Source organism: Paractinoplanes deccanensis (assembly GCF_016862115.1).
Lineage (GTDB): Bacteria > Actinomycetota > Actinomycetes > Mycobacteriales > Micromonosporaceae > Actinoplanes > Actinoplanes deccanensis.
This window is the reverse complement of record NZ_BOMI01000121.1, coordinates 59,552-73,358: the sequence shown is the minus strand read 5'-3', so window position 1 is coordinate 73,358 and position 13,807 is coordinate 59,552. Positions and strand designations below refer to the sequence as shown.

Below are 13,807 nucleotides of genomic sequence, written 5' to 3'. Positions count from 1 at the left end.
AAACGAGTGCACAGCCCACAGACGAAGGGGCGTTCACTTCAGAGGCCGTAGGTCTTGCCGATGATGTCGCGCTGGATCTCGCTCGTGCCGCCGTAGACCGTGGAGATGAGCGTAGCGCGGACGTGCTTCTCCATGTCGTACTCGGTGGCGTAGCCGTAGCCGCCCATCATCTGCATGCCGGCCAGCGCCGTCTCGCGGGCCACCTCGGTGGTCTTGAGCTTGACCATCGAGCTCTCGCGCGGCAGGACGCGGCCCGGGTCGCGGTCGACCTTCTCGGCGGTGTCGTAGACGAGCAGGCGGCAGCACTCGATCTCGGTGGCCAGGTCGGCGATGCGGTGGCGCATCACCTGGAACGAGCCGATCGGGCGGCCGAACTGCTTGCGCTCGCGGATGTACGCGAGGGTGTCGTCGAAGGCCCGCCGCGCGGTGCCCAGCATCAGGGCCGCCAGAATGAGGCGTTCCAGGTTGAGACCGGCCATCAGCTGTTTCCAGCCCGCGCCGGCCTGGCCGACCACGGCGTCGGCGGGCAGGCGGCAGCCGGTGAAGTAGAGGTCGTTCACCTCCCGGCCGCCCATGGTGTCGATGCCGCTGACACGCAGGCCCTGCGCGCCGGCCGGCACCAGGAACATGGTGAGACCGTCGTGGTCACCGGGGCTGCCGCCCGTGCGGGCGACGAGCAGGATCGCGTCGGCGATGTGCGCGTTGGAGCACCACGTCTTCTGGCCCTCGACGACATATCCGCCGTCCGGGGCCGCGGTGGCACGGCAGGACAGGGCCGCCACGTCGGAGCCGGCGCCGGGCTCGGACATCGCGATGGAGTAGACGCGCCCGCCCGCCGTACCGCCGAGGACGGTCTTCTTCTGGGCGTCCGTGCCGAAGCGCTCGACCGCGCCGGCCACGATGGCCGAGGTCGCGAAGCCGCCGGCCGGGATCATGCCGTGGCCCAGTTGCTCGAGGAACAGGCACATGTCGACCATGCCGCCGCCCGCGCCGCCGTGCTCCTCGGGGATCGCCACGCCGAGCCAGCCCAGGTCGGCCATGCGCTGGTAGAGGTCCTGGTTGTGCGGGCTCGGGCCGCGCTGCTCGCGGGTGCCGGCCGCACGGCGGGCGAATTCCGCCAGGGCCGCCGTGAACGCTCGCTGTTCGTCACTGAGATCCATGGCCATGTCCGGCCTTTCGCAGGTGGTGGCGGGCATTGACAGCGAACGTAGCATATCAAATATCAAATCCGTCGAGACGTGGCGAGCGGTGACAGCGCCGGCGGGCGACAGGTCGACGAAGGTTTGCGAGCGCCTGAGGAGGGCGTCATGACGGCAACGCTCGGCGAGCAGGGGACGGTCGAGGCCGCGGTCCAGCGGGCGCGCGGGGCCGCGGCGTGGTGGGGCGGGCTGGGCTTCCACGGGCGGCGTGAACGGCTGCTGGCCTTCAAGCACGCGATCGCGGCGGGCATCGACGACCTGGCCGCCGTCATCTCGGCGGAGACGGGCAAGCCGAGCGCCGACGCCGTCCTCGAAGTGATGCTCGCCGTCGAGAACCTGGACTGGTCCGCCCGGAACGCGCAGCGGGTCCTTCGCCGGCGCCGGGTGCCGAGCGGGCTGCTCGCCGCCAACCAGGCGTCCACCGTGGAGTACCACCCGCTCGGGGTGGTGGGCGCCATCGGGCCGTGGAACTACCCGGTCTACACGCCGCTCGGGGCGATCGCGTCGGCGCTCGCGGCGGGCAACGCCGTGGTCTTCAAGCCGAGCGAGCTCACTCCCCGCACCGGTGAGTGGCTTGCCGCCGCGTGGCCGGGGCCGCAGCCGGTGCTCCAGGTGGTGACGGGTGACGGCTCGGCCGGAGCGGCGCTGTGCCGGGCCGGGGCCGACAAGGTGACGTTCACCGGGTCGGCCGCCACCGGGCGCAAGGTGATGGCCGCGTGCGCCGAGACGCTCACGCCGATCGTCATCGAGGGTGGCGGCAAGGACGCGATGATCGTCGCGGCCGACGCGGACCTCGAGGCGGCCTGCCGGGCGGCGGCCTTCGGGGGCTTCGGCAACGCGGGGCAGACCTGCGCCGGTGTCGAGCGTGTCTACGTGGTCCGGCAGGTCTACGACGACTTCCTCGCGCGCTTGACCGCGCTCGCCGAGGGGGTGCGCCCGGGCGAGCGGGACGGCCCGTACGGCCGCATGACCACGCCGGCCCAGGTCGAGATCGTGCGGCGGCACGTGAGCGCCGCGATCGAGGCGGGCGCGCGGCCGGTCGTGGGCGGTGTCGAGTCGGTCCAGCCGCCGTACGTCATGCCGGTCGTGCTGGCCGGGGTGCCGGAGGACAACCCGGCCGTGACCGAGGAGACGTTCGGCCCGACGCTCGTCGTGAACGCGGTGGCCGACCTGGACGAGGCGATCGAGCGGGCGAACGCGACCCGCTACGGCCTGGCCGCGTCGGTGTTCTCGCGGGACCGGCGGCGCGCGGTCGCGGTCGCCCGGCGGCTGCGCACCGGTGCGGTGTCCGTCAACTCGGTGCTCGGGTTCGCTGCCGTGCCGGCGCTGCCGTTCGGCGGGATCGGCGACTCCGGCTTCGGCCGGGTGCACGGCGCGGACGGGCTGCGCGAGTTCAGCCGGGCCCAATCGATGACGCGGCAACGCTTCGCCCCGCCGATCGACCTGATGCGGCTCGACCGCAGCGCCACGGCCCTCGCCCGCGCCCGCGCGGCGTTCCGCTTCCGGCACGCGGGCAAGCGACACGGCACGGCCCCCGGCGCATGACGGCCCGCGCGCCCGCCACTCGATGAGGGGTCGTGGCGGGAGGAGGTGACGGGTGCGGGCGCTGTCAGGCCGGCGGGTCCCAGACGCCCAGCTTTTCCAGGTGGGTGACGAGGCGCTCGGCGCCGTCGGTGAAGTGGCGGGTCATCACCGTGCGGGCCTTGTCGGCGTCGTGCGACTCGAAGGCGGCCAGCAGCTCGTCGTGCGCGGTCCGCATGCCCTCGCGCCAGCCCGCGTCGGTGGCGTAGAAGCGGGCCGGGGTGTATCTGGTGGCGGTGTGCAGGAACCAGCTCAGCTTGCGCGCCTCGGCCATGCGGTTGATGGTGCGGTGGAACTCGTACTCGAGCTGCTCGACGTCGGCCGCGCGGCGCGAGCGGGTCAGCTTGCGGTTGGCGGCGATCAGCTGGTCGAGGCCGGCCTCGGTGATGCGGGCCGCGACGCGGGCGGCGAGCTCGCCGGCGATGTCGCCCTGCAACTGGAAGAGGTCGAGGACGTCCTGCCGCTCCAGCGGGGCGACCACGTATCCCTTGCGGGGCTGCAACTCCACCATGTCCTCGCCGCGCAGGGTCAGCAGCGCCTCGCGGACCGGGGTGATGCTGACGCCGAGCCGGCCGGCGACCTCTTCGAGGCGGATGCGCGCACCGGGCCTCAGCTCCCCCGACATGATGCGCGAGCGGAGCTCCGCCGCGACCTCCTCGGCGAGCTGAGGTCTGTTCACCGGCCGAGCCTATCAAATATCAAATAGGAGGTACGCCTGTGAGCCACCGCTACGAGATCGCCCACCGGATCGCCGCGCTGCACCCCGAGCGCGACCACCTGGAGATCTACCAGCTCTCCGCCGGCCTGGACTTCCCGTGGGACTACACGCGGGCGCTGGAGTTCGCGCTCTTGCGCACCTACTGCGTGCCGAGCATCTCGCGGCTGCTGGCCGCCACCGGCGAGTTCCGCGACCGCCCGCAGCGCCGTTACGACGACACCGCCCTGCTGATGGCCGAGATGGCCGCGCACGGCTACGACTCCCCGCGCGGCAAGGAGGCGCTGCGCGTTGTCAACCGCGCGCACGGGCACTACGCCATCAGCAACGACGACATGCTCTACGTGCTCTCCACCTTCGTGTACGACCCGATCGCCTGGCTCGACCGCTTCGGCTGGCGCCGCCTGCACGACAACGAGCGCCTGGCGGCCTTCCACTACTACCGCGAGGTCGGCAGGCGCCTGGGCGTGCGCGACATTCCCGGCGGCTACGAGCAGTTCCAGAGCTTCAAGCAGGCGTACGAGGAGGAGCACTTCGTGCACAGCGCAGCGAACCGGGAGATCGGCGACTACACGGTGAACCTGTTCGCCGCGTGGTTCCCGCCGTTCCTGCGGCCCGCGGCCCGGCTCGGCGTGCGCGGCATGCTCGACGAGCCGATGCTGCGCGCGTTCGGCTTCGACCCGGCGCCCGCCTGGGTGACCCGGCTGGCGTCCACCGGCCTGCGAACCCGCGCCCACGCGCTGCGTTTCTTTCCGCCCCGCCGCCGCTCCGTGCTGGGCGTCGCGCGCCACAACCGCACGTATCCCGGCTATCCCGACGGATACGAGCCGTCGGACCTCGGCGCGCCTCCCCCGCCCGCCGGCCTGCCGCCGGAGTTCCGCCGCCGCCCCTGAGACCCAGCGGTGGCCCGGCCGCCCGGGACCGCGCCACCGCTGCTCGGCCGGCGCCTCAGCGGCTGTCCGCGTACAGCTCCGTGATGGCGCCGGCGTGGCGTTCGGCGACGACGCGGCGGCGCAGCTTCAGGGTGGGTGTCAGCTCGCCGCTCTCCGGGGTCCACGCCGACGGCAGGACGCGGAACGTCTTCACCTGCTCGGGCCGGGACAGCTTGCTGTTCGCCGCCTCCACCGCCGCAGCGATCTGGGCCAGCACGCCGGGGTCGGTGGCCGCCGCCGGCAGCCGCCGCGACGAGAAGGCCGGCAGCGTCTCCTCGTCGAGCACGATCAGGGCCGTGACGTACGGCCGGCGGTCGCCGATCGCCACGGCCTGGGCGATCAGCGGGTGGGCCCGCAGCAGGCTCTCGACGCGCGCCGGCGAGATGTTCTTGCCGCTGGACGTGATGATGAGCTCCTTCTTGCGGTCCGTGATGGTCAGGTAGCCCTCGTCGTCGAGCGTGCCGACGTCGCCGGTGGCCAGCCAGCCGCCGGCGTCGGTCACCGGCTCGACGCCGCCGTCCGGCCTGAGGTAGCCGAGGCACACCAGCGGGCCGCGCACCAGGATCTCGCCGTCGTCCGCGAGCGCGACCTCCATCCCCGGATTGGGGCGCCCGACGGTGCCCGTACGGAAGTGGTCAGGGGTGTTGATCGTCGCCGTGCCCGTCGTCTCGGTCATGCCCCACACCTCGAGCACGTCGACCCCGATGCTTGCCAGGCTGTGCAGGACCTCGACGGGGATGGGCGCCGCCCCGCTGCCCGCCCAGATCATGTTGTCCAGGCCCAGACGCGCCCGGATCGGCTTCAGCACCGCCTCGTCCACGGCGGCCAGGCGGGCGGCGAGGTCCTCCGGCACCGGCTTCTCGGCGGCGCGCAGGTGGTAGGCCTCCAGCGCCACCGCCCGGGCCGCCGCGACGGCCGAGCGCACCGACTCCGGCGCCTGGGACAGCTGCGCCTCGACGCCGGCCGCCATCTTCTCCCAGATGCGCGGGACCCCGAAGAACGAGACCGGCCGCAGCGCCACCAGGCCGGCCAGCAGCTGCGCCGGGTCGGGGCAGATGGTCACGTGCCCGGCGCGGTAGATCGGGTTGTAGACGCCGAGCATCCGTTCGGCGATGTGCGCCAGCGGCAGGTAGGCCAGCGACGGCGAGTGGGGCGGCGTCTCGACGGTCTGCTCCAGCACGACCGACTGGTAGACGACGTTGTGGTGGCTCAGCAGGACGCCCTTCGGGTCGCCCGTGGTGCCCGACGTGTAGAGCAGCGTGACCGGCTGCTCCGGCCGCACGTCCCGCCAGGCCTTCTCGAAGGCCGACGGGTCCTCGCGGTGCAGCGCCGCCCCGCGATCGGCGACGGCGCGCAGCGAGACGTGGGAGGTGCCCTCGACGACCACCACGTGCTGGACGGCCGGCAGCGCGGGCAGGATGGGCTCCCAGCGCTCGAGCTCCTGGGCCCCCTCCAGCACGACGACGGTCGCCTGGCTGTGCCGGGCGAGGTATTCGAGCTGCGCGGGCGGCAGCGTGGCGTACACGGTGGACGGCACCGCGCCGAGATGCGCGGCGGCCAGGTCGACCAGCCAGTGCTCGGGCCGGCTCGACATCATGATGAGCATGCGGTCGCCCGGCCGCAGGCCCAGGTCGGCGAGGCCGCGCGCCAGGGCCGCCACCTCGTCGCGCAGCTGCCGCCAGGTGAGCGTCTCCGGCTTGCCGAGCACGCTGAGCGCCGGCCGGTCCGGGTGTTCGGTCGCGTTGCGGTGCAGCAGGGCGGGGACGGTCAGCCCAGCAGCGATGTCGAGCGGGTCCATGAGTGGCTCCTTAGCCGTTGGCCGCGAGCGGGTGCCGCCGGCGTCCGAGCCGCCGGCGGAGGTCGTGCAGGTAGAGATCCCTCGGGAGCACCCGCAGCCGGGACGGCAGCCGCGGGTAGACCGCCGCGGTGAGCGCGGCGGCGCGGTCGAGCCGGCGCTGGTGCCCGGCCGTCCAGGTGTAGCCGTACCCGGCCCGGATCGCGGCCGGGAGCAGTCCGACGGTGACGAAGCGGAGGACCGGCATCGCCGGGCGCAGCGCGACGGGCAGGTCCCGGGGCCGCAGCAGCGCGGTGGCGATCTGCCGGGCCTCGTCGCCGACGCGCAGCCGCGCGAGGGTGTCGTCGTAGTAGCGCCGGAAGGCCGTCCGCGAGGCGGGCCAGGCACCGGGTGGGCACCCGATCGCGGTGGCCAGCACGCCGTACTGCTCGTAGCAGTCGGCGGCCTCCGCGGGGCGCAGCGGCCCGAAGGCGCGTTCGTAGATCAGGATCGCGGTGTCGTAGAGGGTGGCGTTGACCCAGACCTGGAGGTCCGGGTCGTTGGCCCGGTAGCCGGGGCCGGTGACCCGGGAGTGCAGGGCGTGCACGGCCCGGCTGACCGTCGCGGCCTCGGCCTCGGTGCCGAAGAGCACGGCGTAGACGTAGGTCAGGGTCGCCCGCAACCGGTCGAGCGGCCGCTCGGCGAAGGTGCTGTGCTCGAAGACGCCGCGGGCCACGGCCGGGTGGGCGATCTGGAGCAGCGTGGCGCGCCCGCCGCCGGCGAGCAGGAGTCCCTCGCTCGCCACGCGACGGATCACCGCGTCGTCGCCGAACCGACCGACGTTCATGTCGGCACTGTAAACGGCGATTAACTTCTTACGGTAGACCCGCGTTCATATGGTGCTACTTCGACGTCAGGATGATGCGAATTCCGGCTAACTTTTCAGGACGCCAGGATGGTCAGCATGAGGCCGGTGAGGTGCTCGTCCATGCGCGAGCGGCGGTCGAAGCGCACCCAGCGGCTCAGGTCGGTCACCACGTTGAGCGCGGCGTGCACCAGCACGCGCGCCTCGGGCGGCTGGAGACCCGGGCGCAGCAGCAGCAGGAGCTGCACCCATTCCTCGACGTGCAGGCGCTGCGCCTTGCGGAGCTCGTGCCGGTCGGCGGCGGGCAGGTTGTTGAACTCGGAGAGGTAGACCGAGACCAGGTCGGCGCGCTCGAACGTGAGGTTCACGTACGACTCCGCAAGGCGGCGCAACGCGTCCTCGTCGCCGGCCGCGCCGTTCAGCGCCGTGAGCGTCGCGTCGGCGACCCGCGCCGAGGCTCGGTAGAAGGCGGCCGCGAGGATGTCGGCCTTGCCGGGGAAGTAGCGGTACACACTCGACGCGTTGATGCCCGAGGCGAGGCCGATCTGGTCGAGGCTGACGCCGTGATAGCCGTGCTCGCGGAACAGCCGCACGGACTCGGCCAGGATGATCTCGCGGCGGGTGCCCACCCGCACCTCGTCGAAGGGACTGTCCTGGACGTACGACGGCGTGGGCGGCTGGGCGGACACCACGGCCCAGGCCATGCGGGGAAGCATCTGCTCGGCGCGGCCCTTGGCGATCGGCGCGCGATGGGTGGAGAGGCTGCCGAACACGCTGAGCACGGCCCGGACCAGCGCGTCCACGTCAGCGCCGGTTAGGTCGCGGCGCTTGGCGGCGATGCGGCTGCTCAGCCGCTCGAACAAGGTGCCGAGGTCCCGCCGGAACCCGGCCCGGTCGCGGTGGTCGAGGTAGCGCCACTCCCACTGGTAGAGCCCGCCGACCCGCCGGTGCTCCACTGCCAGCCGGGCGAGGACGCCGAACAGCTCGTCGAGGTGCGCGCCGGGCAGGTCGGTGGCGCTCAGCACCGCGTCCATCAGCTGCCGCGTGGCGTGGACGAGCATCGCGTACTTGCTGTCGAAGTGGCGGTAGATCGCCGGTCCGCTGATGCCGACGGCGGTGGCGATGTCACCGAGCCCGACACCGTGGTAGCCACGCTCGCAGAACAGCTCCGCCGCGGCGGTGGCGAGCTGGGCCTTGCGGTCCTTCGGGCGCTTGCGGGCGGGCTGATCGGGGGCTGCGGTGCGCATCGCCACAGCGTACCGGTGACTCCACATTCACAGCCTGGCGCCAATAATAGTCCTTGACACGATGCGGAAACGTACCAGAAAGTTAACGGCGATTCGCAGAGAGGACGGCCGATGATCATCGACGCTTTCCTGTACGAGGCGATACGCACGCCGCGTGGCCGCGGCAAGAGGACCGGCTCCCTGTACGGCACCAAACCGATCTCGCTCGTCACCGGCCTCATCGACGAGATGCTGCGCCGGCACCCCGGCGTGGACCCCGCCGACATCGAGGACGTCGTGCTCGGCGTCGTCTCGCCGCTCGGCGACCAGGGCTCGGTGATCGCCAAGACGGCGGCGCTCAAGGCCGGCCTGCCGCACACCGTGGCCGGCGTCCAGCTCAACCGCTTCTGCGGCTCCGGGCTCGAGGCGGTCAACAACGCCGCCCAGAAGGTCCGCTCCGGCTGGGGCGACCTAGTCCTGGCCGGCGGGGTCGAGTCGATGTCGCGGGTGCCGATGGGCTCCGACGGCGGGGCCTGGTCGATGGACCCGGAGACCAACCTCGCCATCGACTTCGTGCCGCAGGGCATCGGCGCCGACCTCATCGCCACCCTCGACGGCTTCGGCCGCGAGCGCGTCGACGCCTTCGCGCTGCGCTCGCAGCAGCGCGCCGCGCACGCCTGGGCGAGCGGCTACTTCGACCGTTCCGTGGTGCCGGTGCGCGACCGCAACGGCCTGACGGTCCTCGACCGCGACGAGCACGTGCGCGGCGACTCCACGATGGACGGCCTGGCCGCGCTGAAACCGTCCTTCGGCGACATGGCCTTCTTCGACGCGGTGGCGCTCCAGAAATACCACTGGGTGGAGCAAATCGAGCACGTCCACACCGCCGGCAACTCCTCCGGCATCGTCGACGGCGCCGCGCTCACGCTGATCGGCTCGGCCGCCGCGGGCGACCGCGCCGGCCTGACCCCGCGGGCGCGCATAGCCGGGGCCGCGCTCAGCGGCGCCGACCCGACCATCATGCTGACCGGCCCGGCGCCGGCCAGCCGCAAGGCGCTGGAGCGCGCCGGGATCACCGCCGGCGACCTCGACCTCGTCGAGATCAACGAGGCGTTCGCCGCCGTGGTGCTGCACTACGTCGACGATCTGAAGATCGACCCGGACATCGTGAACGTCAACGGCGGCGCGATCGCCATGGGTCACCCGCTGGGCGCGACCGGCGCCATGATCCTCGGCACCCTCGTCGACGAGCTCGAGCGCCGCGGCGGCCGGTACGGCCTCGCCACGCTCTGCATCGGCGGCGGCATGGGTGTCGCCACCGTCGTCGAGCGAGTCTGAGTCGCCGAGCGAGTCCGAGGAGGCATCCATGGCCACGGCCATCCGCTGGCACCGCGACGGCGACGGCATCGTCGTGCTCACCCTCGACGACCCGGGCCGCGCCGCGAACACCATGAACGAGGCGTACGTGCGGGCGATGGAGGAGACGGTCACCCGGCTCGAACGCGAGCGCGACGACATCACCGGTGTCGTGCTCACCTCGGCGAAGAAGTCGTGGTTCGCCGGCGGCGACCTGGACAGCCTGCGCGCCTTCGACAGCCCCCAGGCGGCCTTCGACCGCGCGAGCCTGGTGAAGGCGCAGCTGCGGCGGCTCGAGCTGCTCGGGCGGCCGGTGGTCGCCGCCATCAACGGGGCCGCGCTCGGCGGCGGCCTGGAGATCGCGCTCGCCTGCCATCGCCGGATCGCGCTGACCGGCGCGGTGGTCGGCTGCCCGGAGGTCACGCTCGGCCTTCTCCCGGCGGGCGGCGGGGTCGTGCGCTCCGTCCGGCTCCTCGGGCTGACGGCCGCGCTCACCCACGTACTGCTGAAGGGAACCCGCCACGAAGCGCGGGCGGCCCGGGAGCTCGGCCTGATCGACGAGGTCGTGGAGACGCCCGAGGAGCTTCTCGCGGCGGCGAGGCGATGGATCCGGGAAAACCCGGACGCGTCCCAGCCGTGGGACACCGTGCGCACCGTGCGCGTCGACCGGGCGGCGCTGCCGGCCCTTCCCGCGATGCTGCGCCACCAGCTCAAGGGGGCGCCCTATCCGGCGCCGCGGCACATCCTCGCCGCCGCGGTCGAGAGCACCCAGGTCGACGTCGACACCGCGTTCGTCATCGAGAGCCGCTACTTCGCCGGCCTCGTCACCGGTCCGGTCGCCAAAAACATGATCAAGGCGTTCTTCTTCGACCGCAACGCCGCCGCCGCACGCGACATCGGCGACGTCCCGCCGATCCGCAAGGCCGCCGTCCTCGGCGCGGGCATGATGGGCGCGGGCATCGCCCAGGTGCTCGCCCGCGCGGGCGTGCCGGTGGTGCTGCGCGACGTCGACGCCGGCCGGGCCGCCGCGTACGCCTCCGATCTGATCACCCCCACGGCCGACGTCGCGGAGCTGGCCGGCGCCGACCTGGTGATCGAGGCGGTCTTCGAGGATCCCGGCCTCAAGCACAAGGTCTTCGCCGAGATCGAGGACCTCGTCGCCCCCGACGCGCTGCTCTGCTCCAACACGTCCACGCTGCCCATCACGTCGCTCGCCGAGGGCGTGCGCCGCCAGGGCGACTTCATCGGTCTGCACTTCTTCTCCCCCGTACCGAAGATGCCGTTGGTCGAGGTGATCCGGGGCGAGAAGACCGGCGACGAGGCACTGCGCCGGGCGCTGGCCGTGGTGCGCCTGCTGCGCAAGACGCCGATCGTCGTCAACGACAGCCGCGGCTTCTTCACCAGCCGGGTCATCGGCACCTTCACCAACGAGGGCGTCGCGATGCTGGCCGAGGGCGTGCCGGCGGCCAGCATCGAGCAGGCGTCGAGCCAGGCCGGCTATCCCGCCCCGGTGCTGGCGCTGGTGGACGAGCTCACCCTCACGCTCCCCCGCAAGATCCGGCAGGAGGCGCTCGCCGCGGGGGCCGGGACACCGCACCCGGCCGACGCGGTCATCGACCGGATGATCGACGAGTTCGGGCGCCCCGGCCGGTCCCCCGGCGCCGGCTTCTACGAGTACGAGGACGGCCGCCGCACCCGCCTCTGGCCGGGCCTGAAGACGCTGGCGCCGCCCGCCGAGGTCCCGTTCGAGGACCTGAAGGAGCGCCTGCTCTTCATCGAGGCCATCGAAGCGGTGAAATGTCTCGACGAGGGCGTGCTCACCTCGGTGGCCGAGGCGAACATCGGCTCGATCCTCGGCATCGGCTATCCCGGCTGGACCGGCGGCGTCCTGCAGTACATCAACCAGTACGAGGGCGGCCTGCCCGGTTTCGCCGAGAGGGCGCGCCAGCTCGCCGGGCGCTACGGCGAGCGCTTCGCTCCGCCGGCCCTCCTGCTGGCCAAGGCGGCGGACGGCACGACCTTCGACTAGGCAGCCTTGCCCTGGGCGACCCCGTTGAAGTAGGTGAGGCCGCTCATCGTCATGGCCGGCTGGAACTCGTTCATCAGCCGCACCCGGACGGGCGACTCGGCGAACGCCGGGTCCAGCTGGAACTCGGCCGCCACCGACCACCACGTCACCGGCACGATGCCCGCCATCGCCATGCGCTGGATCGCCGTGTCGTGCGCCTCCTTGCTCAGCGACGCGGAGGCGTCCGCCACCACGTAGGTCTCGTAGCCGGCCCGCACCGCGCCCAGCGCCGTCTGCAGGACGCAGCCGTCGGTGGCGATGCCGCCGATGAGCAGCCGCCGCCGGCCGGTCGCCTCCACCGCGGCGGCGAAGTCCGGGTCGAGGAACGAGTTGAACGCCGTCGCGCGCTCGATGACCGGCTGGTCGCCGATCGCCGCCAGCAGCTCAGGGTAGAGCGGGCCGGACGGCTTGGCGCTCTCGCCGTTGGTGACGACCAGCCCGGCGCCGTAGAGCTTCGCGGTCTTCGCGAGGCCCACCGCGTTGCTGATGTGCTCGCGCAGGTCGTGCGAGCGGAGCAGGTTGGCGAAGCCGACCGCGTAGTCGACCAGGACGACGGTGCTGTTCGACGGGGACAGGGGCTCGAGGTTCACGGTGCACTCCCAACTAATGAACGTGTGTTCATTACGGTAGCTCGCTAATGAACCCGCGTACAGTTATGGCATGTCTTCTGTCTCACAGCCCCCGCGGCGGACCCGGGACCCCGAGGCGAAGCGGGCCGCGATCCTCGCCGCGGCGCGCGCCGTCTTCGCCGAGCACGGCTTCGAGAAGGCCACGATCCGCGAGATCGCCCGGCGGGCCGGCGTCGCGAACGGGCTCGTGATGCTGCACTTCACCAGCAAGGAGCAGCTGTTCGTGGCCGCCGTGCCGGGACCGCGCGACCTCGCCGAGGCGGTGGCCGGCGACCGCGACGGCCTGCCGGGGCGCATCGCTCAGGCGTACGTCACGAGGATGGAGAACGCCGACCGGGCGGACCCGTTCATCGCGCTGGTCCGTGCCGCGGCGGCCGACCAGGAGGCGGCCAAGGCGCTGCTGGGCGCCATGCGCCTGGAGAGCGTCACCGCGTACAAGAAAGTGCTCGCCGGGCGCGATGTCGGCGAGCGTGTCGACCTCTTGGCCGCGCTGCTGATCGGGGTGACGATGAGCCGCTACGTGCTGGCCGACGGGCCGCTGGCGGCCATGACCCCCGAACGCCTCGCGCGCCACCTCACCGGCGCGCTGGAAGCGATCCTGCTCACGTGAAGCGGCTCAGTCAACCGACGGATGCCTGGGCGGCCGCCGGCACGCACTATCGGTGAGTCATCTCGAAACACGGGATTCACCTGGGGGAACTCATGAGCAAGCCCACCATCGTGCTGGTGCACGGCGCCTTCGCCGAGTCGGCGAGCTGGAACGGCGTCGTCCGCGGCCTGCTCGGCGCCGGCTACCCGGCGGTCGCGCTGGCCAACCCGCTGCGCGGCGTCAGCCACGACGCCGGCTACCTCAAGGCCGCGCTCGCCTCGATCGAGGGCGACGTGGTGCTGGTCGGCCACTCGTACGGCGGCATGGTCATCTCGAACGCGGCCGAAGGCAACCCGGCGGTCAAGGCACTGGTGTACGTGGGCGCGTTCGCCCCCGACGCCGGCGAGAGCGCCGGAGACCTCGCCGGCAAGTACCCCGGCAGCTCGCTCGGCGAGACGCTGAACCCGGTCGCGCTGCCCGGCGGCGGCACCGACCTCTACATCAAGCAGGACAGGTACCACCACCAGTTCGCGGCCGACTCGTCCGCCGAGGAGGCCGCCGTGATGGCGGTGACCCAGCGGCCCATCACCGACGCGGCGCTGAGCGAGAAGTCGGCCGAGGCGGCCTGGAAGACGATCCCGTCGTGGTTCCTGTTCGGCAGCGACGACCTCAACATCCCGGTCGCCGCCCACCGCTTCATGGCCGAGCGGGCGGGCTCGCGCAAGACCGTGGAGCTGGCCGGCGGCTCGCACACCGTCGCCATCCCCGAGGCCGCCCAGCTCGTCGATCTCATCAAGGAGGCCGCGGGCGAGTAGCCCCGCGGCACAGCGGCTGCAACTGGGTTGCGGTCCGGTGCGATCCTCTCGCTGCGGC

The 13,807-nt window shown here is 72.4% G+C and carries 12 protein-coding genes; 6 read left to right on the top strand and 6 right to left on the bottom strand.

The features are described 5' to 3' along the window. Positions 1-38: 38 nt before the first annotated feature. The gene (locus Ade02nite_RS30650; RefSeq protein ID WP_239169189.1) at positions 39-1,160 is read right to left on the bottom strand and encodes an acyl-CoA dehydrogenase family protein; all 1,122 of its coding nucleotides are present in this window, start codon (positions 1,158-1,160) and stop codon (positions 39-41) included. A gap of 78 nt (positions 1,161-1,238) precedes the next feature. Between Ade02nite_RS30650 and Ade02nite_RS30645 the strand changes: the two genes are divergently transcribed. Further along, positions 1,239-2,744, top strand: a complete 1,506-nt coding sequence (locus tag Ade02nite_RS30645) for an aldehyde dehydrogenase family protein (protein WP_275409957.1) — start codon at positions 1,239-1,241, stop codon at positions 2,742-2,744. A 64-nt stretch (positions 2,745-2,808) separates the two neighbouring features. Here the strand turns inward: Ade02nite_RS30645 and Ade02nite_RS30640 are convergent, their stop codons facing one another. Beyond that, the gene (locus tag Ade02nite_RS30640; RefSeq protein WP_239169188.1) at positions 2,809-3,459 is read right to left on the bottom strand and encodes a GntR family transcriptional regulator; all 651 of its coding nucleotides are present in this window, start codon (positions 3,457-3,459) and stop codon (positions 2,809-2,811) included. A gap of 38 nt (positions 3,460-3,497) precedes the next feature. Between Ade02nite_RS30640 and Ade02nite_RS30635 the strand changes: the two genes are divergently transcribed. Further along, entirely contained in the window at positions 3,498-4,388 is an 891-nt protein-coding gene (locus tag Ade02nite_RS30635) for an oxygenase MpaB family protein (RefSeq protein WP_203771493.1), read from the top strand. A gap of 55 nt (positions 4,389-4,443) precedes the next feature. Here Ade02nite_RS30635 and Ade02nite_RS30630 read toward each other — a convergent pair whose 3' ends face one another. From Ade02nite_RS30630 to Ade02nite_RS30620, 3 genes are all read right to left on the bottom strand, one after another. Further along, a complete protein-coding gene (locus Ade02nite_RS30630; protein ID WP_203771490.1) occupies positions 4,444-6,225 on the bottom strand; it encodes an AMP-dependent synthetase/ligase in 1,782 nt (593 codons plus the stop codon). 10 nt (positions 6,226-6,235) lie between these two features. Next, a complete protein-coding gene (locus Ade02nite_RS30625) occupies positions 6,236-7,048 on the bottom strand; it encodes an oxygenase MpaB family protein (protein WP_203771488.1) in 813 nt (270 codons plus the stop codon). A gap of 95 nt (positions 7,049-7,143) precedes the next feature. Further along, on the bottom strand, positions 7,144-8,313 hold the full coding sequence (locus tag Ade02nite_RS30620) for a TetR/AcrR family transcriptional regulator (RefSeq protein ID WP_203771486.1): 1,170 nt from the start codon (positions 8,311-8,313) through the stop codon (positions 7,144-7,146). Between the two features lie 111 nt (positions 8,314-8,424). On the opposite strand from Ade02nite_RS30620, the gene Ade02nite_RS30615 reads away from it, so the two are divergent. Next, positions 8,425-9,630 (top strand): acetyl-CoA C-acetyltransferase, encoded by a 1,206-nt coding sequence (locus Ade02nite_RS30615; RefSeq protein WP_203771484.1) that lies wholly within the window; start codon positions 8,425-8,427, stop codon positions 9,628-9,630. A gap of 28 nt (positions 9,631-9,658) precedes the next feature. Then, positions 9,659-11,677, top strand: coding sequence for a 3-hydroxyacyl-CoA dehydrogenase NAD-binding domain-containing protein (locus Ade02nite_RS30610; protein WP_203771482.1), 2,019 nt, complete (start codon positions 9,659-9,661; stop codon positions 11,675-11,677). Here Ade02nite_RS30610 and Ade02nite_RS30605 read toward each other — a convergent pair. After that, positions 11,674-12,306: an isochorismatase family protein gene (locus tag Ade02nite_RS30605; protein WP_203771480.1), complete on the bottom strand. Its 633-nt coding sequence runs from the start codon at positions 12,304-12,306 to the stop codon at positions 11,674-11,676. The two genes, Ade02nite_RS30610 and Ade02nite_RS30605, sit on opposite strands and share 4 nt — an antisense overlap. A gap of 70 nt (positions 12,307-12,376) precedes the next feature. Here Ade02nite_RS30605 and Ade02nite_RS30600 point away from each other — a divergent pair, with 70 nt between their 5' ends. Both Ade02nite_RS30600 and Ade02nite_RS30595 read left to right on the top strand, forming a co-directional pair. Beyond that, positions 12,377-12,955 (top strand): TetR/AcrR family transcriptional regulator, encoded by a 579-nt coding sequence (locus Ade02nite_RS30600; RefSeq protein WP_203771478.1) that lies wholly within the window; start codon positions 12,377-12,379, stop codon positions 12,953-12,955. Between the two features lie 92 nt (positions 12,956-13,047). Further along, complete coding sequence (locus Ade02nite_RS30595; RefSeq protein ID WP_203771476.1) at positions 13,048-13,749, top strand: alpha/beta fold hydrolase; 702 nt, start codon at positions 13,048-13,050, stop codon at positions 13,747-13,749. Positions 13,750-13,807: the final 58 nt, after the last annotated feature.